The organism is Acinetobacter sp. ME22, assembly GCF_022012315.1.
In the GTDB taxonomy this organism is placed as follows: domain Bacteria; phylum Pseudomonadota; class Gammaproteobacteria; order Pseudomonadales; family Moraxellaceae; genus Acinetobacter; species Acinetobacter brisouii_A.
In genome coordinates this window covers 59,356-79,316 of record NZ_JAKLTL010000001.1, presented here as the reverse complement: position 1 = coordinate 79,316, position 19,961 = coordinate 59,356, and the positions used below count along the sequence as shown (strand labels likewise).

The 19,961-nt window shown below is 38.9% G+C and carries 29 protein-coding genes; 9 read left to right on the top strand and 20 right to left on the bottom strand.

Going from position 1 to position 19,961, the window contains the following annotated elements; all coding sequences use genetic code 11:
- Position 1 precedes the first annotated feature (1 nt).
- The 4 genes from LVY74_RS00435 to LVY74_RS00420 form a co-directional block, all read right to left on the bottom strand.
- Positions 2–2,116 (bottom strand): hypothetical protein, encoded by a 2,115-nt coding sequence (locus LVY74_RS00435; RefSeq protein WP_237813340.1) that lies wholly within the window; start codon positions 2,114–2,116, stop codon positions 2–4.
- 78 nt (positions 2,117–2,194) lie between these two features.
- Positions 2,195–2,902 carry a DNA/RNA non-specific endonuclease gene (locus LVY74_RS00430; protein WP_237813339.1) on the bottom strand — a complete coding sequence of 236 codons (708 nt, stop codon included), beginning with the start codon at positions 2,900–2,902 and terminating at the stop codon, positions 2,195–2,197.
- A gap of 70 nt (positions 2,903–2,972) precedes the next feature.
- A complete protein-coding gene (locus LVY74_RS00425; RefSeq protein WP_237813338.1) occupies positions 2,973–3,668 on the bottom strand; it encodes an aspartate/glutamate racemase family protein in 696 nt (231 codons plus the stop codon).
- A 3-nt stretch (positions 3,669–3,671) separates the two neighbouring features.
- Positions 3,672–3,887 (bottom strand): tautomerase family protein, encoded by a 216-nt coding sequence (locus LVY74_RS00420; protein WP_237813337.1) that lies wholly within the window; start codon positions 3,885–3,887, stop codon positions 3,672–3,674.
- 105 nt (positions 3,888–3,992) lie between these two features.
- Here LVY74_RS00420 and LVY74_RS00415 point away from each other — a divergent pair, with 105 nt between their 5' ends.
- Positions 3,993–4,853 (top strand): LysR family transcriptional regulator, encoded by an 861-nt coding sequence (locus tag LVY74_RS00415; protein ID WP_237813336.1) that lies wholly within the window; start codon positions 3,993–3,995, stop codon positions 4,851–4,853.
- Between the two features lie 5 nt (positions 4,854–4,858).
- Here the strand turns inward: LVY74_RS00415 and LVY74_RS00410 are convergent, their stop codons facing one another.
- The 13 genes from LVY74_RS00410 to LVY74_RS00350 all read right to left on the bottom strand — a co-directional run bounded on the left by LVY74_RS00410 (position 4,859) and on the right by LVY74_RS00350 (position 11,594).
- Positions 4,859–5,719 (bottom strand): hypothetical protein, encoded by an 861-nt coding sequence (locus LVY74_RS00410; protein WP_237813335.1) that lies wholly within the window; start codon positions 5,717–5,719, stop codon positions 4,859–4,861.
- The gene (locus tag LVY74_RS00405) at positions 5,706–6,395 is read right to left on the bottom strand and encodes a helix-turn-helix domain-containing protein (protein WP_237813334.1); all 690 of its coding nucleotides are present in this window, start codon (positions 6,393–6,395) and stop codon (positions 5,706–5,708) included. The genes LVY74_RS00410 and LVY74_RS00405 overlap by 14 nt, the downstream gene beginning before the upstream one ends.
- Positions 6,385–7,074, bottom strand: a complete 690-nt coding sequence (locus tag LVY74_RS00400; protein ID WP_442862759.1) for a RusA family crossover junction endodeoxyribonuclease — start codon at positions 7,072–7,074, stop codon at positions 6,385–6,387. Before LVY74_RS00400 ends, LVY74_RS00405 begins: the two co-directional genes overlap by 11 nt.
- 82 nt (positions 7,075–7,156) lie before the next feature.
- Positions 7,157–7,513 carry a hypothetical protein gene (locus LVY74_RS00395; RefSeq protein WP_237813333.1) on the bottom strand — a complete coding sequence of 119 codons (357 nt, stop codon included), beginning with the start codon at positions 7,511–7,513 and terminating at the stop codon, positions 7,157–7,159.
- A gap of 108 nt (positions 7,514–7,621) precedes the next feature.
- Positions 7,622–7,927, bottom strand: coding sequence for a hypothetical protein (locus LVY74_RS00390; RefSeq protein WP_237813332.1), 306 nt, complete (start codon positions 7,925–7,927; stop codon positions 7,622–7,624).
- Complete coding sequence (locus LVY74_RS00385; protein WP_237813331.1) at positions 7,924–8,982, bottom strand: hypothetical protein; 1,059 nt, start codon at positions 8,980–8,982, stop codon at positions 7,924–7,926. Before LVY74_RS00385 ends, LVY74_RS00390 begins: the two co-directional genes overlap by 4 nt.
- Positions 8,979–9,491 (bottom strand): hypothetical protein, encoded by a 513-nt coding sequence (locus LVY74_RS00380; protein ID WP_237813330.1) that lies wholly within the window; start codon positions 9,489–9,491, stop codon positions 8,979–8,981. Before LVY74_RS00380 ends, LVY74_RS00385 begins: the two co-directional genes overlap by 4 nt.
- Entirely contained in the window at positions 9,488–10,081 is a 594-nt protein-coding gene (locus LVY74_RS00375; protein WP_237813329.1) for a hypothetical protein, read from the bottom strand. Before LVY74_RS00375 ends, LVY74_RS00380 begins: the two co-directional genes overlap by 4 nt.
- Entirely contained in the window at positions 10,078–10,239 is a 162-nt protein-coding gene (locus LVY74_RS00370) for a hypothetical protein (RefSeq protein ID WP_237813328.1), read from the bottom strand. Before LVY74_RS00370 ends, LVY74_RS00375 begins: the two co-directional genes overlap by 4 nt.
- 1 nt (position 10,240) lies before the next feature.
- Positions 10,241–10,537 carry a hypothetical protein gene (locus tag LVY74_RS00365; RefSeq protein WP_237813327.1) on the bottom strand — a complete coding sequence of 99 codons (297 nt, stop codon included), beginning with the start codon at positions 10,535–10,537 and terminating at the stop codon, positions 10,241–10,243.
- Positions 10,530–10,841 carry a hypothetical protein gene (locus LVY74_RS00360; RefSeq protein WP_237813326.1) on the bottom strand — a complete coding sequence of 104 codons (312 nt, stop codon included), beginning with the start codon at positions 10,839–10,841 and terminating at the stop codon, positions 10,530–10,532. Before LVY74_RS00360 ends, LVY74_RS00365 begins: the two co-directional genes overlap by 8 nt.
- A gap of 12 nt (positions 10,842–10,853) precedes the next feature.
- The gene (locus LVY74_RS00355; RefSeq protein WP_237813325.1) at positions 10,854–11,309 is read right to left on the bottom strand and encodes a hypothetical protein; all 456 of its coding nucleotides are present in this window, start codon (positions 11,307–11,309) and stop codon (positions 10,854–10,856) included.
- Between the two features lie 54 nt (positions 11,310–11,363).
- Complete coding sequence (locus tag LVY74_RS00350; RefSeq protein ID WP_237813324.1) at positions 11,364–11,594, bottom strand: Cro/CI family transcriptional regulator; 231 nt, start codon at positions 11,592–11,594, stop codon at positions 11,364–11,366.
- A gap of 122 nt (positions 11,595–11,716) precedes the next feature.
- Here LVY74_RS00350 and LVY74_RS00345 point away from each other — a divergent pair, with 122 nt between their 5' ends.
- Entirely contained in the window at positions 11,717–12,391 is a 675-nt protein-coding gene (locus LVY74_RS00345) for an XRE family transcriptional regulator (RefSeq protein WP_237813323.1), read from the top strand.
- 13 nt (positions 12,392–12,404) lie between these two features.
- Here the strand turns inward: LVY74_RS00345 and LVY74_RS00340 are convergent, their stop codons facing one another.
- Positions 12,405–13,373, bottom strand: a complete 969-nt coding sequence (locus LVY74_RS00340; RefSeq protein WP_237813322.1) for a hypothetical protein — start codon at positions 13,371–13,373, stop codon at positions 12,405–12,407.
- A 219-nt stretch (positions 13,374–13,592) separates the two neighbouring features.
- Here LVY74_RS00340 and LVY74_RS00335 point away from each other — a divergent pair, with 219 nt between their 5' ends.
- From LVY74_RS00335 to LVY74_RS00305, 7 genes are read left to right on the top strand one after another with little or no spacing between them, the layout of a single operon-like run.
- A complete protein-coding gene (locus tag LVY74_RS00335; protein WP_237813321.1) occupies positions 13,593–13,811 on the top strand; it encodes a hypothetical protein in 219 nt (72 codons plus the stop codon).
- Positions 13,792–14,370 carry a hypothetical protein gene (locus tag LVY74_RS00330; RefSeq protein ID WP_237813320.1) on the top strand — a complete coding sequence of 193 codons (579 nt, stop codon included), beginning with the start codon at positions 13,792–13,794 and terminating at the stop codon, positions 14,368–14,370. Before LVY74_RS00335 ends, LVY74_RS00330 begins: the two co-directional genes overlap by 20 nt.
- 11 nt (positions 14,371–14,381) lie before the next feature.
- Positions 14,382–15,104 (top strand): ERF family protein, encoded by a 723-nt coding sequence (locus LVY74_RS00325; RefSeq protein ID WP_237813319.1) that lies wholly within the window; start codon positions 14,382–14,384, stop codon positions 15,102–15,104.
- Positions 15,105–15,113: 9 nt separating this feature from the next.
- Complete coding sequence (locus tag LVY74_RS00320) at positions 15,114–16,040, top strand: hypothetical protein (protein WP_237813318.1); 927 nt, start codon at positions 15,114–15,116, stop codon at positions 16,038–16,040.
- Between the two features lie 50 nt (positions 16,041–16,090).
- On the top strand, positions 16,091–16,237 hold the full coding sequence (locus tag LVY74_RS00315) for a hypothetical protein (protein ID WP_237813317.1): 147 nt from the start codon (positions 16,091–16,093) through the stop codon (positions 16,235–16,237).
- Entirely contained in the window at positions 16,234–16,434 is a 201-nt protein-coding gene (locus LVY74_RS00310) for a hypothetical protein (protein WP_237813316.1), read from the top strand. Before LVY74_RS00315 ends, LVY74_RS00310 begins: the two co-directional genes overlap by 4 nt.
- 59 nt (positions 16,435–16,493) lie before the next feature.
- Entirely contained in the window at positions 16,494–16,763 is a 270-nt protein-coding gene (locus tag LVY74_RS00305; RefSeq protein ID WP_237813315.1) for a helix-turn-helix domain-containing protein, read from the top strand.
- A 25-nt stretch (positions 16,764–16,788) separates the two neighbouring features.
- Here the strand turns inward: LVY74_RS00305 and LVY74_RS00300 are convergent, their stop codons facing one another.
- Positions 16,789–18,054 (bottom strand): tyrosine-type recombinase/integrase, encoded by a 1,266-nt coding sequence (locus LVY74_RS00300; protein WP_237813314.1) that lies wholly within the window; start codon positions 18,052–18,054, stop codon positions 16,789–16,791.
- A gap of 683 nt (positions 18,055–18,737) precedes the next feature.
- Positions 18,738–19,955, bottom strand: a complete 1,218-nt coding sequence (locus LVY74_RS00295; protein ID WP_237813725.1) for an amino acid aminotransferase — start codon at positions 19,953–19,955, stop codon at positions 18,738–18,740.
- Positions 19,956–19,961: the final 6 nt, after the last annotated feature.

Here is a 19,961-nt window from a genome sequence, read left to right as displayed (position 1 = left end):
ATTAAGCCCGTCCTATGCCGCCAGTGAGCGCCATTGCCAATTGAGGATCTCCAATATCCTGGGCAATCATGCTCATATCATTTTGATCAACCACCATGACCTTTTGTGGACCGCTAGAATTTACTCTCGCCGTTAAACTTTCAATTTTAGGAGCAGTAGTTTTAGGGATTTGAATCGGTGCAACTCGGGTTGCTGCTGCACTATTAGAATCTTTTGCAATCAAAGCGCTAGATTGAGGTGATACCGCCGCACTGGTATAAGCTTCGCCAGCTGCTGCACTTTCTACTTCAGGTGCCTGAACTGCTTGTTTTAAGACCTGTTCAGGGCCAGCGTGAACCCCTTCTTTTTTGTACATGGCTTTCATGATGCGCTGGCGTTCTTCTTTTGAATAATCCGCCATACGTTTATCGGTTACGCCAGCCTCTTGCATAATGAAACGCCAATAACCCTCAGGATCGTTCTTTCCACGCGGATCATCTTTGGGAGCATAGGACTTAACCATTTCCCGCAAGCTACTCTTGGCATGCCCATTGAATAATAGATCCTCATGCGCCTTCATACCCGCTTCAGCATTTGGAAAAACTGCAAAGCCATTCGAATCCTCACCAATTGCACCAAAACGCTTGGCTCGATTTCCATAGTTCAAATTACCAAAGTTATTATTACGCCATGCTGGAGACCCACCACGGCGCACAATTGAACCATCTTCAAGCTGTAATGTAGTGAAGCCTGCACCTCGGCTAATAATCTTTGCTGCATTCTTGGCATTAGGGGTTACCTGTGCACCGCCAAACACACGATCAACAAAAGCTTTTGTCGTATTCCACCCATTAGTGATTTTATCTTTTGTCTTATTCTTAAAATCACCTACGCCGTCTTTGACACTTTTCCAAGCATGGGAAAACCACTGTGTTACGGTATCAACAAACTCAGACCATTTAGCCAGCACATATTTAGGAATATCTGCTCGAGCTAAGGAATCAGTCCAAGATTTAAAATATGGTGCGACTGTGGTACCGAGCTTATCACCAACCCATGCACCTACCATTCCACCGACTACGGTACCAATAGGACCAGCAAAACTACCAACGATAGCGCCGATACTACCACCCGCTAGTGCACCGACTGTTCCACCTTTTTCTGCAGTTGTTTGTTCATTCCAATCAGCAAATGACAATGCTGTCAGCGCTGCTCCAAGGAATGGAATACCGCGCCCAACCTTCAGAAGTTTGCTCAGTTTACCAAGCCGAGCTAATCGCCCTAAACGTCCACGGCGACCTGTTGCTCGACCTTTGCCTTTGCCAAAGCCAAGTAACTTAGCAAATGGAGATCTTTTGAATAGTTTGCTTAAACCACTGGAGGATTGTTCACCCGACTGATCTGCTATTTCGTTGAGCAGCCGCAGTTCTTTCTTATTATGCTCAACCTGTTCCTTAGGTAATGGCTCACTACGTTTACGCATCTTGGCCAAACCTGTAAGTGGTTTAAATACCAAGCCCGCCATACGCTTTACAGGACTTAACGCCGTGCCTAGTTCATGCAATGCATCAACTGTTGGATCGATGCCATGCGTATCTGCACCAAATCCTGAGACTGTTTGGCCAAACTTACCCACCACATCTGTAAATTTTGAAACAGTCTTGGCTTCGCCTGCAATAAAGCGTCCTTTTTCATCCCTGTTCGGTGTATTGCGTTTGGGGTTTGCATCATTTGAAGTATGTTCAGAGATAAACCGACCATTACTATCTCTTTGACGTTCACCTGATTTACTGCCTGATTCGCTATTGGAATCAGATTGCGTTTCAGAACCATGATTCTGATCTTGAATTGCCCGTTCTAATCGATCAATTGCATCGCGCTGGGATTGGTTGTCAATCTCTGTCCTTTTCGTTACTTGGTTGATAAGGCGCTCAAAGTTTTGAGCGTTCTGTGCCTCATACATAGCACGTTGTAGCTTTGTGATTTGAAAGTGCCGTGTTTGCTCTCCTGTTTCAGCCTGTAGTAGCTTGAGGATCTCAATCACGTTCTGATCAATGGTGCCGACCTTCTGGCTGATCTCTTCACCCATTAAAAAGCCATCGCCGTCATAGCGTAAGCCACTATCTCCAATTGCCATAAAAAAACCTATACCCAGTCATAAACAGGTATAGGTTACGTTTTCGGATGAGATGGAATGGTTTAGGGTACCAAGCACTTAATTCACAGCATGCTCAAAGAAATGGATCTGTGCCAGCTGCTCTACATCTGCCAGAGCTACTTGTTGTACCTTGGCATCATTCCGATTCTCGGATAGATATGCCTGTGCTGTATTTGTACTGGGGATATAGACCACTTTATAGATGTGGGTTGGTACAAGAATGCCATGGATTGATTTGATCACTTGGCCATTAAAGATAACACCTGTGATGATATATGCAGACTGGTCAGCTTGATTCAGATCCATTCTAACCTTTTCCTCTAATATGCGCCAAACACCCTGATTATTCTTGGGTGCCTGAGGAAAGATATTGGTCATTACAAAGCTGTCATAGCGTTGCTGTGCCGTGTACATATTGGCATATGGTGTTGCATGCCCGCGGTCATACCCCGTGCCAACATAATCACCTGGTACAACTCGCTCTGCTGTAGGCAATAACGCTTCACCATGAAACTTATTTACACGAATTGCGTGTTGGTCATCCTGAGGTTGGTAGTATTGGGCGCTATAGATTGGGGTTTTACTTACACCAGAATAAAGTACGGCGAATCCGTTGTAGCAAAACTCTTGGTTTTTGTTCATCAACTTAGAATTCTGCACAGTAGGTGGCTCACCATTGGCAAATTGGTCTTTGCAATGGTCAAAGCCTGCGTGTGCAGTTGCACACATAAAGGAAATACATAAACAGAGGAAGTACTTAAACATGATTCAGTCCTATAAAAAACCGAATCAAGGTTAAGAGACTAAAATTCACTGAATTAGCGGTAGTTCCAAATTAATTTTGCATTGCTTGATTCATTATTGCTTGAATATGAAGTTGCAAAGTATCTAGACATAGCAGTGGAAGCTGAGCATGTTCAAATAATAATGGCAATTCAGTACAACCTAAAATAATCGCATCGATTTGATGCTTACTCACCAAGTTTTCAATTATTTGTATGAATGCACTCTGCGTATCCTGATTTACAATACCTAACTCCAATTCAGTCGAAATTTTCTGACCAATATATTCAATTTCATCTTCGGTAGGCACACTAACTTCAATGCCTGCTTCAATAAAAGGTTGTTTGAAAAAATGATGCTTCATTGTAAATTTCGTGCCTAGTAGACCAACTTTCTTTAACCCGAGATTTATCGCTTCATCACATGTTGTTTGAACAATACTGATTAAAGGTACTACTGAATGCTTTTGTAGTTCTGCAAACACCATATGTGGTGTGTTTCCTGTCAAAGCAACAATCTCCGCACCACTTAAAGTTAGGTTATGGATTGCCTGCATTAGGTAAGTTGTTAAACCCTGATCATCTTTTTGCTCACAATAGCGAAGAACATCAAATACATTTAAGCTTTCGATAGTGATCCGTGGGAAGAAATGCTCATCAACACGTTGCTGTAATCCATATACCAGTTTCTTATAATAAATTAGTGTTGACTCGGGACCAATTCCACCAATTAAGCCTATTTTCTTCATTGTTTATTTACCGTTTTGATCAATTCTACGTTCTGTTGTGGTCTTGCCTGCAATTCCCCAATTATCCATTGCAACTTCTTCTATTAAAACCATAGTTGTCGCTGGATCTTTTTGTAGAACCGTTGTCAATAACTCCGTAATACCTTGGATAATCTGTTTTTTTTGATTATGTGTTGGTGCTTCACATCCACCAGTCACTTTAACACTGACGTAAGGCATTTCTTTCTGTTCCCAATATGTTTGATATCATCGGGTCATATTAGCCTATAGTTTTTATCTAAAAAATTGAATAATATTGCATTACATCTTCTATTTTATTGAACAATGGAAATTTCAGAACTTAAAACGCTAATCTTGTTAATAGACACTGGCAGTATTACTGCAACAGCACATGCGCTAAATCGCGTACCTTCCGCCGTTACCTCACGTATTCAACAGCTTGAAGATCATTTAGGTACTTCGTTGTTTATCCGTGAAAAGAAAAAACTTCTTCCAACCTCAAAAGCTTTGATGCTCTATCAATATGCACATGAAATTGTCACACTCGTTTCCCAAGCAGAAAACCAGATAAAAAATAACAAGCCTAGTGGAAGATTTAGGCTAGGTGTATTAGAGAGTTTAGCTGCTACACGTTTACCAGCTCCATTGTCCAAACTCTATGAAACATATCCTGACATTGAGCTAGAGCTTAGTACAGGCATTAGAGACAGCCTTTATGCTGATTTAATTAATGTTCAATGTGATGCCATCATTGTTGCCGATGCACCTCAGAATCATAAGCTTCAACGTGTAACTCTTTATCAGGAAGAACTATTTATTATTGCAGCAAAACACCATCCAATAATTAAAAGTCCTATAGATGCAAGACTCTCAACAATACTAGTCTTTCAACAAGGCTGTTCATACAGAGACCGGCTATTAGAATGGTTTAGCCAAACTAGCATTCAACCCAAAAGAATTGCCGAGATGACATCATATCATGCCATTTTGGGTAGTGTTGTTGCAGGGATGGGGATTGGCATTGTACCTAAAAGCATGGTTGAAACTTTTGCACAGAAACAACTTCTTTCCTTACATCCGATTCCAGAACCTCTTAGTAAGGTTCAAATCGAACTGTTATGGCGAAAAGATGCACCTTCAGCAAATATTTCAGTCTTTCAAGAATGCTGCTTATCTGATACATAAAGGAATTATTGACCATTTTCCTCAATATCCTTTGACATCTCGACATACTCTAGCTGGCGCATGAATGCTTCGCGTTGTTGTTCTTTCATCAAGCGTTTTGCTTCAGCCAATTTATCTGTAGCAGCATTGGCCACCGCCGTACGTTTAGCATCTTGCTCTGATTTGTCTTTGAGATCCTCTATCTCTAGTCCCCAGAAAACAGCTGTAATCTTGGCTATTTCGCCGTGAATGATCGTTTGTTCCCGTAGATCACGGGTAAATTGGGAATTGAAAGACATACGTCCACGGAGCTTATCTGCTGCTTCAGTATCGACCTCACCCTCTTGCTGTATCAACTCATCATAGTCAGCTTTGATCGCTTTAGATTCATTGACTGCTCCATCTAACATTTCGCTTAAATCAAAGCTTTGGTGGCGGATTTTACGGATCATAATTGCTGCAGATAATTTACTGCGATCAACTTTTTGAGGCAGGTGTGTATTTCGATTTTTTTTAGCAATAAATTCAACTTCTGTATGTTTCTTAGCATTTGATTCTTCTTGTTTTTCATCGCTAAATCTATCGCTAATTTTTTGTGATTTAGCGGGCTTTTTAGCGCTAATTTTAGCGGCACCTTGCAGCTTGCCTCCACCATCTCGGATAACCTTATTCAGTTCACCATTTGTTTTCTGGACGTACTGCTCAGGTTTCTTTTTCCAGCTTTCAGATATAGAGCGTTTACGCACATTGGTAAAATGTGGAACATCACAGCCTAGTTCCTTTGCGACAATCTCAGTAAGTTTCTGCCAGGTGATTTTAGGTGTGCTTTCCCACACTTCACGTAGTAAGTTCCAAACTTTGTCAGGATAGGTCTTAGCGACAGCCATTTGGAGCAACCTCAAAGATATCTAATTGCATTTTCGCACGGCGATCTTGTCGCTTTGCGACAGGTACCTCTTGTGATTTGATGATCATCTCATTGACATTGGATTCATCACGTTCACATAGATCATCAAGGTGGCTGAAGAATTTCACATTGTTTCGAGACAATAAAACATCACATTCTCGAACGGTTTCCATCAATGTAGCCAAGCTTTCTTTCGTAACATGACCATCATGAATCTCATTAATGATCTTTTTGGAATTTTGGATAAGTGCCAAGACGCCAGAGTTTGGTAGGCTAGCAAGATACTGAGAGCCAGCTTCAGCAAATGACCCGCTGACTTGTTCAATGATGCGCTCTACCAACGGCGATAGTGCGTGTGCCATGCCGTTATATAGCAGCCCGACTCGACTAGCAGTTAAATCAATCTCAGGCTCAACCGTGAAGCCTAAGATCCAATCAGCTGATACACCGTAAAGTAGGCAAAGTTCTTGTAAGAGTTCAGAATCAGGGGCAACCTTGCCGCTTTCAATTTCACTAATTCGGTTTTTTTGGTTTGGATTTTTGACATTAAAAACTTTCAGCATGACATCTGTTTGTGTCATTTTGGACAGTTTTCTAGCTGCACATAGCTTAATGCCGATCAGTGCACGCTTATTCTCATTTGATTTAAATGCCATGTGCTCTTGCTCTCCCCGCCAACCAATCAAAATTAATCGGTTCTTCTACCCAATTTGTATCGCTTTCCTGCATAAAAATGCATGAAACCCAAACACAGCCATCCTCTACTGGTTCTGCTAATTTGATTTGTTCATGAATAAAAATATTGTCATCTTTAAAAATCAGACCCTTTAATGAATCAAGAATAATTTTTGGATAATTATCAATATCAAATCTTGGATATGACTTTGCTGTATAGTTCCGAGTTTTCAGCGGTGGCTGAGCAATTATGCGAATTTCACAAAGTTCATTAATTTTTTCAAAGTCGATGTGATGTACCAGTGGCTCATACATGTTCACAATATTTAACTTATAGCTCTTCGCTGCCACGCTTAGGCTGTTCCGCTGCACTCCACGTTCATCAATGGTTGCGCGCCAAATATCATTCAAACTCAAGCCATAAGGCATTTTTAGAGCAACATAGTTCTGCCCAACAATCATATGAGCATTCATGTTTGTTACATGGTGCATCTCTCCATCAATTTCCTGACTATTACAATAAAATGGCAATATACGTTTAATGTTTAATGCTCTTTTTTGTCGTGCTTCACGCTTTGTTTTCTGTGTCTGAAAAGGATCTGCCTTTATTTTAGATATTAGGAAACTGTCCCATACTCGACTACGGCGTGTCTTTCCCATCACTCACCTCTTTTCAAGAAAATAAAAACATCCTCTGAACCGACAAAATTCGGGTTTGGTAAAACAAAATTTCCTATCTCAATCACTGTTCTACCCTCTGGTTCTTATTCCGTTCGATATCAATTACATTATGCAAAATGCGTTTTTCTTCACTATGCATTCGTTCCAGTTCTTCAATGCGTCTCTGCAATTCTTTGTTTTTTGTGCGTTCACGCTGATATAAATCATCAAGTGAATCTGCAACAAGCTCATATTCATCAATCTGCTTTTGCTGTTCTTGCCATGCCATCCATGCGCCAGTGACGTAAGAAACGTCACAAAGCGCGTCAAAATCATCACTCACCTTGACGTGATATATTTTAAATCTGTCGTTCCACTGAACTGATCTTTCGAGTATTTCTGAAATCTCTGGCAACTTTTCAAACGCTTCTCTGCTCATAAAAACCTCATCACTGGATTGGCATCACCGTTGTTGTACGATGCAATTGCACAAAAAATGATTAAGGCAAGCATGGCTATCAAAAACTGGTTTGAGTTCATGCTGCGCCTACCATAGATCTTCGCTACATAGCTCAAGTCGAGAAAATTCCATCTCACCTAAAGCTATTAGCTCTAATTCGTTTGCAGTCCATTCCTGTTGTCCACATTCAACCGCATGTAAAAATGCTTGTGGACGTGTATAGAATTTCCCATTTTCACAATAAAAACCTTGGTGTACAGATTTACCCCATTGATTTTGAATATCTGTAGCCAAATCAAGCGACAAAATAATATTGATGCAATCTGCATGGCGATTAGGTTTAGGGAGAGCAATCATAAGCTCGCCAACTTTCACAGCGACCCCAATAATCATGCTGCCATCTCCCCTAAAGCAAGAACCCCACCAAAACCAACGCGGCGTAGGTGCTTCTCAAGTTTTAGTGCTTCAGTAGGGTTTTCAAGCTTACGAGCAATACGAGCTGCAAACTGTTCACGGCTTTCACCGACTTCAGCAAACTTGCTTGCATATACCGAGTCGTTGGAAAGTCTAGTTGCAAACATGGCAATTTGCTTTGGTTGTAAGCCAACGGTTTGATGCTGCGTTGATGCTTGTGGTGCAGTTTTTGGTTTAGATGCTGGGCGGCGTGTTAATCGCTCATATTTGAAATAAGCGGTAATCATCCAGTTTGCAAAAAACTTGAGCATTTCATCATCTGAGTGCCCACGTGTTTTGTTGTACTCAGTGAAATTGGAAAGCTCTTGATTGAACCATGTGGCGGTTTTGATTTCAGTGAACTCGATATGTTCATTGATTGAACAAATCAAAGATTCCAATTTTTTAAAATCAAGCCACGTGTTTTTTTTATTTTGAGAGTGTTTTTTGATAGTTGTATTTTGTGTGTTAAATTTTTTAACTAGCAGCAGTAAAAAGTTTTTACTAGTCTGGTTAAAATTTTTAACTAGCACAGATTTTTTGTCAGCAAAGTTTAAGCGAATACCGCTTACTTTATAGCCTGAATCAACACTTAATTTTGCTTGATTTTTAGGGTAGTTAAAATTTTTAACTAGGTCATTTTTCACAGGTTCAAACTCTTTCACTAGTAAAGATTTTTTACTAGGGAACTTAACCATTTCTCCGATGTTGTAATTATCAAGCAGCGAATAAACATAGCCAAATTTAGACATGTGATGCTTCTTCACTAAGCCAACATCTGCAAGTTCTTTTAAACAACGTACAACTGTTGGGCGACTCTTTTTAGAAAGCTCCTCGAGCAGCGAGAGAGAAAGAGCATCAAACTCTTTCGTCCAGCCGCGAGTCTTACGCACAATCAAAAGATAAATTTTGACTGCCGCATCGCTGATCTTATTCATTGCCTCATCAACAAATGCGTTAGCAACCATGAAGCTATTGGGAATAAATCGACTCATGCTTTTTCTCCCGATTCTTTAATGTGCTGTGCCCAGCCTTTACACGGCTTCATACGTTTACGATCTTCGCTGGTCGGGCAATCAAGGTTTTCAATATCCTTGTGGAAATAGAAGACCTTTTCATTTTTAATGGCGTATGCTAGATCTGCCTGAGTGGTAAGAGAGTAATTAGCTAACGTGCCGCAACGGTAGGCACAACTCTCACAAAGAACAGCTTGCTTAGGTGCTTTCTGAGCTAAGATCAGCCCATGTAATGCACCCTGAAAACTTGGCATATTTAGTTTTTCAACCGTGTAAGGGTGAATGTCGCCTGTTGTGACTAGATGCAAATGAAGTGTTTCATCACAAGATGCGGCGTAATCAACACCCGTCCAAAAAACGGAATGAAATGCAGCTAACACTTCATCCTTTGATTTATCTGCAAAAATAGCTTGAATAGCGTTCAGGCGCTCCGCTTTAGGCTTTTGAGCAATATCGGTTAGAGCGAGAATTAAGGTGGTATCCATCATGATTCACCACCTTCAACTACACAAAAGTCAATTACCCAAACCCAAGGATTTGCATTCCAGCCTTTCCATGACCAACCGTTTAATTTAGTCCACTGCATTGAAAAATTTTCTTCTGCACAATATTCATCATCGGCTTCCATTCCCTCGGCTATAGCATCAGCTTCGGAAATGTCATTGAGACGTTCAATGCGGAGATTGGTAATTTCAAGCAAGATGCGAGAAGCCCAACGAGGCATAAGAATTAGTGGTCTTTTTTCACCAGTTTGGCATGGACCATCTGCCCAATAATGTATCGATGAGGATTCTAAATTTTGCGTTGGTATATCATCAAAACATGCGTGAGTTGACCATGATTCACGAACCCAAAGATGTGTACCTTTCTCACCATAAGGGAATTTTTCTAAAATATTTGAATTGTCCTTATACATATTGAGCGCATATAAACTACCTCGATATGAATATGTAGAGTGTTTCCCTGCATCAACAACCATTTCAGGTTGGGGAGTAAGTACACGGCGTAATTGAGTCTTGCGACCAGCTAGGATCGCATTCACTTCCCAACTTTTTAGGGAAACTGGATGCTCCTTCATGAAACCTCCCCTTGTGCTTCAAGTGCTCGTTGATGATGCTTTTCAACATCATCAGCAAGTGGTTGTTGTTCTTCATGTGGAACTAGGCATGTAGTACATGGTTCAGTTTTGAATTCAGTGCATTTGCCTGAGCATGGATGTTGTTGCTGTAATTTCACGTTATTTCCCCTGTTTTCTTTTGGCAAAGCCTCTGCCAACACATTCCAGTACACCTTCAGCAATGAGGCTTCTTTCGATTTCTTTCGCTATGCTCCAGTGAAGGCGAAAATCCCATTCAAGTTTTTTTCTAAAATCTTCACGGCATACTGCCGCGTTGCTGACGGTGTAATTTCGTTTGGCCAGATTGTTCTGAGCCTCTTTAAACATTTCGTCAAAGACACACATTGCCGCTGTGTGCCATTGTCTGAGTTGCTTGATTCGGTCTAAGTTTGGTTTCGCTGGGCGTTCGTCATGCATTCTTTCCCTCAACCAAGTTGGTGATTGTCTCTAGCAATGCCTGGTCAAATTCACCTGATGCAATGAATTGATCGATCAGGTTTGGTGATGGCAGTAGATCTGTAAGGTGTTGGTCTGTCTTACAGTTTGGGCAGCCATCGAAGTACTCCCCTGTTTCTTCATCAAACAGGTCTTTAGCAAGCTGCTGTTCTGTAAAGAACTGGTTGCACCAATTGCATTGGATTGTTGGTTTCAAAACTGACTCGCAAAAGCTGTTAAAAGCACTGGAATTGCCAGTGCTAGGTTGTTGTGTTAGATTCTTCATACGTTTTTTCATTCAATTTGTTGGATGGCAAATTAAGCTCAACTGGTCGCAAGGTTGAGCTTTTTTTGTGGCTGTTTTTCTTGGTGTGATGTCCAGCATTTTGGGTTGCTGCACTAATTCAAATGATGGCGTGTATTGATCTATTGGATTGCAGTTGAGTTTCTGTGCTTCTAAAAAAACAACAAGTGACCCAATATTGCGATTAAGTTCATCTAGCGGAATACGTTTCAGGTACTGGGTAATAGCCCAAATATTTAAGATATCTAAAATATCTGAGATATCTTTGGTAAGACCTATTCTTGTTCCGCCAGAATTATCTAAATCCTTACTGAAGGCTAGATAATTCATGACTGCCAATCTCATGAACTTAGACAAACTGAAGTCTTTTTCTTTTGCGAATGCTTCAAGTTCAAGTTTTTCATTGTCCGTACATTTAAACGTGACGCTTGATGTTAATTTTTCAGACATAAGCCACCTACATAAATGGTTTGTGTTTAAGTTCTTTTTTCTAAGGTTCAGCGGTTATGCAATTAAGTCTTGGAATTCTTTAAGTGATGGACAAAGGTCAACTGCTTTAAATTTGCCGAAAGTAGCCTTTTCTGCTCGAACGGCGACTTTTTCAGACATATTCCTAGTTCTTCGTACCCATTGCGAAACAGCAGGTTGCTTAACATCAAGGGCTTTCGCCGTGTTTTCTTGTCCACCAAAGTGATTAACAAGAGACTGGTAAATATTGTTTGATCTCTCAGTCATGGTTATATCCTCTAAATGATATAACCATATTATAACTATAGTTATTAATGGTCAATAATTATAGTTATTTGAATCCTTATAACTTAGGTTATATATTGCTTATAAATATAATGGTGCTTTTTATGTCGACACTTAGAGAACGCTTAAAAGAAGCTAGAGCTAAAGCAGGTAAAACCCAGGCAGAAGTTGCGGAAGCTGTAGGCGTTTCCCAGCCAGCGTACCAAGCACTAGAGTCTGGGAGAAATCAAAAGTCTGCTTTTTTGCCAGCTATTGCTCAATTTTTAAATGTTGATAGTTATTGGCTTTCAACTGGAAATTCTTCCAACTCTTTCACTTCAAATGAAGTTATTAAACCAACCATAGTTTCTACTGAGATTCAGGATGAATTTATCTGGATTGATGTTGTTCAAGCTAATTTTTCTTGTGGCAACGGCGAATCCATAGAATTTCATTTTGATACGATTAATGGAAAGCTTCCCTTCCCTCCATCTTTCTTTAAAGATAAACGAGTTCATCCTGAACATATGCGTATCATTAAAGCCAAAGGTGACAGCATGTCCGACTTTATCAAAGATGGCGATTACGTTGGGATTGATCTAGCTCAGACTGAAATTATTGATGGTGAGATATATGCCGTTTATTTCGCTCGTGAAGGTATGATCAAGCAGATCTTTAAAGAAGCAGATGGCTCTTTAATATTACATAGCTTAAACAGCAAATATCCTGATAAAACCGTTACAGAAGAAAATGGTAATAACTTTAAAGTAATGGGTCGTCAGTTCTGGAGAGCAGGATGATTATAGTAGGCTCTTATTTATTCAGTTTTAACCATGGTGCTGCCTTAATTAAAAAAGCAGCATTATAAATTAAATATTTTCGCTTATACTTAGAAGTAATATGCTCAATAAGTATTAATGTTTTTATATAATAATCATATACATGAATAAAATTGATTATTTTTTCTCCATATCGAAATTCAATTGCACACGATGAGCTTGGCAAAGCTTCTACAAGGTCCAAATCAATACAATAATTATATTCATTAATTTTGTTAGCAAGTTTCAATAAATCATGGCCTTTCATTTTTTTATCATGATGCTGCATTAAAAAAACTTTTAATGTTTTCTCAACTGCTAAGTGTAATTCCCAACAACCAACAGATGCTGAAGAATCATTAAAAGTACAAATATCTTGAATACATTTTTCAATATGTGGCCAAATACTACTTGCCATATTTCGTGCATTCGAATCCAGTGTCGCCGTAAGAATATTTAGATTAATTTTTCTAGTTAGTGAAACAATCTCTTCAAAATTTAAAAAGACTTTTTGATAATGCTCCTTGCTAAGCTTATTGATATTTTTCTTATCTTTCATCATTTGTTCTAGGGTTTCATCTTTTTGTAAAGAGTCAGGAAATTTTAACCATGAACTTTCATTGACAATATGAATTTTACTAATTGTTGCAGGTATTTGGATTAAAGAAGGTATCCCATATATCACTATCAACCCAGAGTAGAATTTATTTTGAGGTTTTTTTATAAAATCTCCGTACTTATCAGTGTACCATTCATAAAAAAGTGGAATAAAACCTTCAATAAAGACCTTATGCTTGATTAACTCTTCTTTGCTACCTATAGAGTTGTCCTCTACGCAATACTCAACAAACATAATAGCAGCATGAAAAGCTCTATCAAAAATTGGAACTCCCTGCTCATCTAAAACTGAATCAATAGCTGGCAATGATTCATAGACTAATTTTCTTAATTCTTCGTTAGACATTTACGCCTCTCTAGAAATCATAATTTATAAGGATTTCAGGACTCTATATTTAGTTTAGATTTTATAACTATAGTAATTTAAAATAACTAATTCACACAACCAAGGACAGTTATATATTGACTATAAAATAACTATAGTTATATTATGTTATCTCAAACAGCAAAAAGCCCTGAGATCTTGGCGGACACAGGGCTTTACAAATAACTTTGCGAGGTCATTATGTCTCAACGTGTATCACACAGTCAAACCCCAAAATTCGACTCTAACAAAAGTCAAACAACCGAACTGTTATATCGTGAGCCAACAGCTCAAGAACAACGTGTTAGCCGTACTAAAGTTATCCTAGCAAACGCTCGCGAATTTGCACTCTTTGCAGTTGGTGGAACGATCTGCTATGCGGTGATTACTGGTGTTGTTTATGGGTTATTTGGGGGGTAAGTATATGAATGCTCAAGCGTATATTCCTCAGCTACTTAGCCCTGAGCAAATCTTTGAAGCACTGGCTAAGCACATCAAAATCGAATTTGCTGAAATCGGCACCAATGATTGGTCAATTCTCGACAGCCACTCAAATATCAGCGTTTGCGACTTCTACACTGGTTTTCTAAAGTTCCGTTTCTCATCTTCAAGTTTTGAGGATATAGACAACCGCGACCGTAAGCTGCGTGCTAAGTCATTCTTCTGTGAATACCTTGGCTTAGATGGTGATAACAACGAGCGTTACCGCGTTGGCACTGATAATCCAAGCATTTATGTGCTGAAGCGCATTGTAGGTGCAAATGCAAACACGGCGCTAAAAGACTTTGAATTTTTTAAGGAATCCAATGGAAACCTATCCCCTGTCAGCCTGTCTGAAAAGTTGATTGGTTATATCTCGAAAGCACGCTCAGCAGAACAAAGAGCTGAATACAACAAAGTGCTTGAGAAAACAGGCTTATTTCAGTCGCCTGATTATAAGAAGTTCAAACGCCAGCAACGCGGTCTTTCGGTTCGATAAGGGGAAATATCATGACAACAAATCAACAAAATGCCTTACAGCATATTCAACAAGAATTAAAAGTACCTAAGGGTAAATATAATGATTTCGGGAAATTTAATTACCGCAACTGTGAAGACATTCTTGAAGCAGTTAAACCGTTACTCAAAGAACTAGACGCAACTTTAGTAATTACTGATGAAGTGCAACAAGTTGGGCCAATCGTTGTTATAACGGCAAAAGTTATATTTACGGATTCATCGGGTCAACAGACAGTAGTTACTGCTCATGCAGGTGTGGAAATCAATAAAAAAGGGATGGATGTTGCTCAAACATTTGGTGCTTCTAGTTCTTATGCCCGTAAGTACGCCCTAAATGGCTTATTCCTGATTGATGACACGAAAGACTATGACAGTAATGAATATCACAATCAGATCAACCATGATTCAAACAACCAAAATAATAGTTCAAATAATACTGGTGCACAGCAAGCCTCTAAACAGCAAAATTCATCTGCTCAACAGAACAACCATCAACCACACCATCAAGATTTGGAATCACGTTATCAAAATGCATTGGTCTCTATTAGTAATGCTAAAAAATCAGAAACACTTGATAAAGCACTAAAAACCTTTGAAGGCACAAGGTTCTATTCAAAAATTTCTCAAGCTTGCCAGGCACGCGCGGATCAAATGGGTTGGATTAACCAAAACCAACGCATCGAAAGCTATCAAAACCAACAATATCAACACTAAGGAGCAAGCATGAACACTAAATTAGTCGCTGTACAAGAAGCATTTCATGCAATGCTCGCTGGTAAAAACATACTTGTTCGCTCAACTGAAAGTAGCTTACTAACTGACTTCCGCCCTGTGTCTGAGTTTGCTGCAGACATTTGGGCAAAAACTGGGTTTGAGTTCACCATTGAAATTGAAAAAATTGAAGTGGCTGGAATTAGTTTTACCAAACCACTAATGCTTGCCGATGTTGTTGCTGATCAAGATGTTTATGTCATAGAGCCTATGATTGGCATGTACTGGTACAAATATAACCCAACCATTCAAGCCTTGAATGCTGCAATTGAGCGAGGTTTTGCTCAGGCTGATACTGACAATGCACGTTTGCAATTGAAAGCCTTTTCTAAATTGATGGGCCGTGAGTGTGGTGAGATTAATATTCTAACTGTTGCACATGATGAACCTAAGCAGCGTAGAACACGCAAGAAAAAGGATGTTCAAGATAAAGTCGATGTTCCTGCAAATGAAGCTACTTATACTCCAAATGACCAAATTTCAGCATCAAATGATGTTGAGAAAAAGACATTATTTCATGAGTCAGTGAAAGCAGCAGAGGATCATTTTAAATACGAGCAAAAGCTCAATGAGCTAATTGAACGTGCTGCAACTGCAGCATCGCCGAATGAAGCAAATGTTCTGGTTAAGTACACAACCGACTGGACTGAAGAACAGCGCAAACCATTGCTGGATGCCATCAATAAGCGCCTTGTCGAGCTTGATGCACAAAACAAAGAGATACCAGCCACTCCGCCATCTCTTATGGTTCAAATTGAAACTGCGCCTGATCTAACAACATTAGATGCTTTAGAGATTGATGTGTCTACACGCCATCCTGACATCCAGCCAAAGCTTATGGGATGTATTCGTAAACGCCGCACTGAACTAGAAAACTAAAAAATATGAGGGATACAGGCATTCCTGTATCCCATGATTCGGAGAAAGTTATGGGCTGGAAATATTCAAATAGAACAAGAACACTAACGGTTTTTGGCAAGAAAATGACTCATATTTTTGACAAAGTTCTTGAGTCTGAAATTGATCAACTACTTGTTGATGCAAAGTTTAAAGAAGCACTTTGGAGGGATAAATGATGAATATGGCTATTCCTCAAAAATTAAGCCAAGAAATTGAATCTGAGTTAAAGGCATTTTGCCAGGAGCATGCTCTAGATCAGCAACAGTATCAGCGCCTGTGTGACATTGCTGACAAAGCTTACTTACTGGCTGAGCACGTTTTTCAAGCTGAAATCTCTCAAATCAAGAGTTATAAGAGATCAGAAAACTTGTAGCTTTAAAGTAGTCAACAATATCTATTGGGAAAAATATAATTTAAGTGAGACGTTGTAACATGGCATTAAAAAACTTATCAGACTCTCCTGAGTTGAAAAAACAAGAACTTCTAAGAAGTTTTATAGAGGCACCTGAAAGTCAAAGTTTTCCGCAAGAAGTTGTTGCTCTATATTTGGACTGTTCACCTTGGACACTTGCCAAAATGCGCTGTAATGACAATGAATTGCCATTTCGTAAAATTGGCCGCCGCGTCAGTTATAAAAAATGTGATGTTTTGGCGTATGAAGCCAAAAAAACAGTGACTTGTACAGCACAGCTATCAAGCTAAGATCTTTCAGAAGTATCAGGCGAGATTATCTCGCCTTAATTTCTTTTAAACGCTCATCCCACACAGACTCATAATTAAAACAATCTATTTTCTGTTGATATACAGCTTCAATCATATTCATTGAGGCTTTTAGTTCTTCCATTGGGATTTGTACATAACCACCTGTCACATCTAAGCGCGGTTTTGCAGTGTGGTTGAGTAAGCGCTTGGTCACATAAATATTAAACCTAAGCAAGTTGCAGATCGTGGCGAATGTACGGCGAAAATCATGCATAGAAACATAGTAATCGACTTGTGCCCCTACTCTATTTAAAAGCGTATCGACCTTCGTTGCGTGCATATTATGCGATGTTGGTATTTTGGTTGCTGGAAAAACCCAATCATTTTCTCTAAGAAGAAAACGGTCTTTAAGTATTGATAGTAAGTGGTCGCCTATAGGGAACACATGATCTGAACCATTTTTTGTGTCTCGAAAAATCACTGTACCAGACTTAAAATCAATATCAGTCCATTTTAGTTGGCATACCTCCTGGCGGCGGCATCCTGTATACATGGTAAATAGAACAATATCTCGATGGGTATTTGAGCGAGCTGTATTTTCTAAATTGAGTTCATCCTCATAGTTGAGAACAGCCTGATAATATTTAAAGATGATATCTTTATTTAGATGACGCTCACGCCTTGGAATTTGATTCCATCCATTAGTAACTGCAATAATGTCAATTGGATTGGTCTGTAAAATCGGGTTGGAATCAGATGAATAAAGGGTATGTATATATTTCCAGAGCGTTCCAACCATCGAGATAGATCCATTCGCAGAAGACTTGCTAATTCTAGAAACATCAATGAATTTTTCTAACACTTCCTGTTTTGTTAAGCTAAAGAGCTTTCTATTCCCCCAACCCTTTAAATACAGGTCTATATACTTCTTATATTGCCGAATTGTTTTAGGCTTAAAAGAATTCTTATCTAGATAAATCTGCAAAGCTTGATCAATAGTGATATTTATTGGATTGATTGAGCCTTCAGGTAAGGATACTTTTTGATATTCGCCATCTACAATTTGACCTAAAATTCTTTGGGCTTTATGTCTGGCTTGAATGGCAGGGATGTCAGTAGTTTTACCAATCACAATTCTATAAAGAGTACCTTTATGTTTTCGATCAATGATGTATGATTTACTTTTTGTTGTTACCCTAACAGCAAATCCGATTAACTCACTATCACGATAAATTTTTTGCCCCTTTTCTTCTAAAGGAATAGCATCGACAGTCGATTTATTGAGTTTCATGGCTGTTTTAAAAAGATTAAAGAAAGAAAAATTTAAACACTTTTTTCAACAGTATACAAATAGTATACATGGCTTTTATTTAGACTATAAAACACATCAAAATATCAACTTAAGTATTTGTTTAAATTAATTTTAATTTTTAATTGGTTTCTACGGGTGTATTATAGAAAAAGTAAAATCCACCTAGTTTGCTGCGGATTGGAATATCTAGCATTTAGTTGTATTCCATTGTATTTTCAGTAGCTTAAATTTTTTAAAGGTTGTACCAACTTGCATTCAATTACCCTTGATTTTATTTCAACAGTCTACAAATTAAGTCTACAAATCATGAAAAAATATTTTTTTAACTTTTTTGTAGACTGATATAATTTGTCAACTTGAAGCTTATATATTAAAGCTTTTAACCCCTAGATAAATCTAATATTTCTAGATTAAATTAAAAAAACCTCACCTAGAGGGCTTCACTTTGGCAATTCAACCATTTCTCAATCAATTGTCCTTAGCAGCATATTTAAGATTTTCAGCGCACCGACCTACCTAACCTTTGCCATAAAAAAATTGCAGTAACTTATTTGGAATTTAGCTATACCACTTTAAGTGGTAATTTAGATCAACATCTAATTATTATTTTGGATTAGATAGAGCTACTTAAATCATAAGTAGCTCTATACACTCACAACTTGTTAAATGGCAGCTTCCACCAACTGTTGAGTTGCAACTTCAGCAATCGCCTGAGCAACAATCTGAATATTTCCAGAGTTCAACCCAGCAATGCAGATTCGACCATTACGGATCAGATAAACACCATATTTTTCACGGATTTCATCAACTTGTACGGCGGTTAATCCTGTGAAGCTAAACATTCCCTTTTGTTTCAGCAAATAACCAACATCTAAATCAGGTGCAATTTTATGAATCGCCTGATACAAGTCAGAACGCACTTGTAATAAGCGTTTTAACATGTTTTCAACTTCTTGTAACCATTGCTGATAGAGCGCTTCATTTTCCAGAATTATGCGAACTAACTGTGCACCAAATCGCGGTGGGTTTGAATAATTGGCGCGAATCGTTGCTTTTAATTGACCTGAGACCTTTTCAGCAATCGCTGCAGATTCACAAATGACTGATAGTGAACCTACACGTTCACCATATAAAGAAAATACTTTAGAAAAAGAATTACTCACAAAACCTGTCAATCCTGATTGAGCCAATGCGCGAATTGCATAGGCATCTTGTTCAAGACCATCTCCCAATCCCAAGTATGCCGAATCTAAAAATGGGATAATTTGTTTTTCTTTAAATAGCGCAAACAACTGATCCCATTGAGATGGCTCAAGGTCTAAACCTGTCGGGTTATGACAACAAGCGTGTAGCAACACAATTGAATGCTCAGATAAATGTGCAAAAGTCTTTAACATTGCTGAAAAATCAATGTCTGTCTGATCCTGATTTAAATAAGGATAACCTAAGACTTCAAAGCCTGCTCCTGCAAAAATAGCTTGGTGGTTATCCCAAGTTGGATGACTCACATACACTTTAGCATCTGGATAATAACGTTTAAGAAAATCAGCACCTACACGCAATGCACCTGAACCACCAACGGATTGTATAGTGATAAGGCGATCCGTTACAGCTGTGGGTTGCTCTCCAAAAATATGTTGTTGTACTGCTTGGCAATACTGCGGTTCACCACTCATTGGCAAATATAAATTTGGTTCAACAGGTTGCTGATCCAGCAAAGCTTTAGCAGCAATAACAGAATCTAGGACTGGAATATCGCCATTATGGTCATAATAAAAACCGATACTCAGATTCACTTTCGCTTTGCGCGGATCCTGACGAAAATCATCCATAAGAGAAAGAATTGGGTCGCCTGCATAGGCTTCAACATGCTCAAAAATCATTTT

What these genes read in the sequence shown, in the direction of transcription:
- LVY74_RS00435 (WP_237813340.1), bottom strand. Translation starts at nt 2,116, where the DNA reads ATGGCAATTGGAGATAGTGGCTTACGCTATGACGGCGATGGCTTTTTA.
- LVY74_RS00430 (WP_237813339.1), bottom strand. Translation starts at nt 2,902, where the DNA reads ATGTTTAAGTACTTCCTCTGTTTATGTATTTCCTTTATGTGTGCAACT.
- LVY74_RS00425 (WP_237813338.1), bottom strand. Translation starts at nt 3,668, where the DNA reads ATGAAGAAAATAGGCTTAATTGGTGGAATTGGTCCCGAGTCAACACTA.
- LVY74_RS00420 (WP_237813337.1), bottom strand. Translation starts at nt 3,887, where the DNA reads ATGCCTTACGTCAGTGTTAAAGTGACTGGTGGATGTGAAGCACCAACA.
- LVY74_RS00415 (WP_237813336.1), top strand. Translation starts at nt 3,993, where the DNA reads ATGGAAATTTCAGAACTTAAAACGCTAATCTTGTTAATAGACACTGGC.
- LVY74_RS00410 (WP_237813335.1), bottom strand. Translation starts at nt 5,719, where the DNA reads ATGGCTGTCGCTAAGACCTATCCTGACAAAGTTTGGAACTTACTACGT.
- LVY74_RS00405 (WP_237813334.1), bottom strand. Translation starts at nt 6,395, where the DNA reads ATGGCATTTAAATCAAATGAGAATAAGCGTGCACTGATCGGCATTAAG.
- LVY74_RS00400 (WP_442862759.1), bottom strand. Translation starts at nt 7,074, where the DNA reads ATGGGAAAGACACGCCGTAGTCGAGTATGGGACAGTTTCCTAATATCT.
- LVY74_RS00395 (WP_237813333.1), bottom strand. Translation starts at nt 7,513, where the DNA reads ATGAGCAGAGAAGCGTTTGAAAAGTTGCCAGAGATTTCAGAAATACTC.
- LVY74_RS00390 (WP_237813332.1), bottom strand. Translation starts at nt 7,927, where the DNA reads ATGATTATTGGGGTCGCTGTGAAAGTTGGCGAGCTTATGATTGCTCTC.
- LVY74_RS00385 (WP_237813331.1), bottom strand. Translation starts at nt 8,982, where the DNA reads ATGAGTCGATTTATTCCCAATAGCTTCATGGTTGCTAACGCATTTGTT.
- LVY74_RS00380 (WP_237813330.1), bottom strand. Translation starts at nt 9,491, where the DNA reads ATGATGGATACCACCTTAATTCTCGCTCTAACCGATATTGCTCAAAAG.
- LVY74_RS00375 (WP_237813329.1), bottom strand. Translation starts at nt 10,081, where the DNA reads ATGAAGGAGCATCCAGTTTCCCTAAAAAGTTGGGAAGTGAATGCGATC.
- LVY74_RS00365 (WP_237813327.1), bottom strand. Translation starts at nt 10,537, where the DNA reads ATGCATGACGAACGCCCAGCGAAACCAAACTTAGACCGAATCAAGCAA.
- LVY74_RS00360 (WP_237813326.1), bottom strand. Translation starts at nt 10,841, where the DNA reads ATGAAGAATCTAACACAACAACCTAGCACTGGCAATTCCAGTGCTTTT.
- LVY74_RS00355 (WP_237813325.1), bottom strand. Translation starts at nt 11,309, where the DNA reads ATGTCTGAAAAATTAACATCAAGCGTCACGTTTAAATGTACGGACAAT.
- LVY74_RS00350 (WP_237813324.1), bottom strand. Translation starts at nt 11,594, where the DNA reads ATGACTGAGAGATCAAACAATATTTACCAGTCTCTTGTTAATCACTTT.
- LVY74_RS00345 (WP_237813323.1), top strand. Translation starts at nt 11,717, where the DNA reads ATGTCGACACTTAGAGAACGCTTAAAAGAAGCTAGAGCTAAAGCAGGT.
- LVY74_RS00340 (WP_237813322.1), bottom strand. Translation starts at nt 13,373, where the DNA reads ATGTCTAACGAAGAATTAAGAAAATTAGTCTATGAATCATTGCCAGCT.
- LVY74_RS00335 (WP_237813321.1), top strand. Translation starts at nt 13,593, where the DNA reads ATGTCTCAACGTGTATCACACAGTCAAACCCCAAAATTCGACTCTAAC.
- LVY74_RS00330 (WP_237813320.1), top strand. Translation starts at nt 13,792, where the DNA reads ATGGGTTATTTGGGGGGTAAGTATATGAATGCTCAAGCGTATATTCCT.
- LVY74_RS00325 (WP_237813319.1), top strand. Translation starts at nt 14,382, where the DNA reads ATGACAACAAATCAACAAAATGCCTTACAGCATATTCAACAAGAATTA.
- LVY74_RS00320 (WP_237813318.1), top strand. Translation starts at nt 15,114, where the DNA reads ATGAACACTAAATTAGTCGCTGTACAAGAAGCATTTCATGCAATGCTC.
- LVY74_RS00315 (WP_237813317.1), top strand. Translation starts at nt 16,091, where the DNA reads ATGGGCTGGAAATATTCAAATAGAACAAGAACACTAACGGTTTTTGGC.
- LVY74_RS00310 (WP_237813316.1), top strand. Translation starts at nt 16,234, where the DNA reads ATGATGAATATGGCTATTCCTCAAAAATTAAGCCAAGAAATTGAATCT.
- LVY74_RS00305 (WP_237813315.1), top strand. Translation starts at nt 16,494, where the DNA reads ATGGCATTAAAAAACTTATCAGACTCTCCTGAGTTGAAAAAACAAGAA.
- LVY74_RS00300 (WP_237813314.1), bottom strand. Translation starts at nt 18,054, where the DNA reads ATGAAACTCAATAAATCGACTGTCGATGCTATTCCTTTAGAAGAAAAG.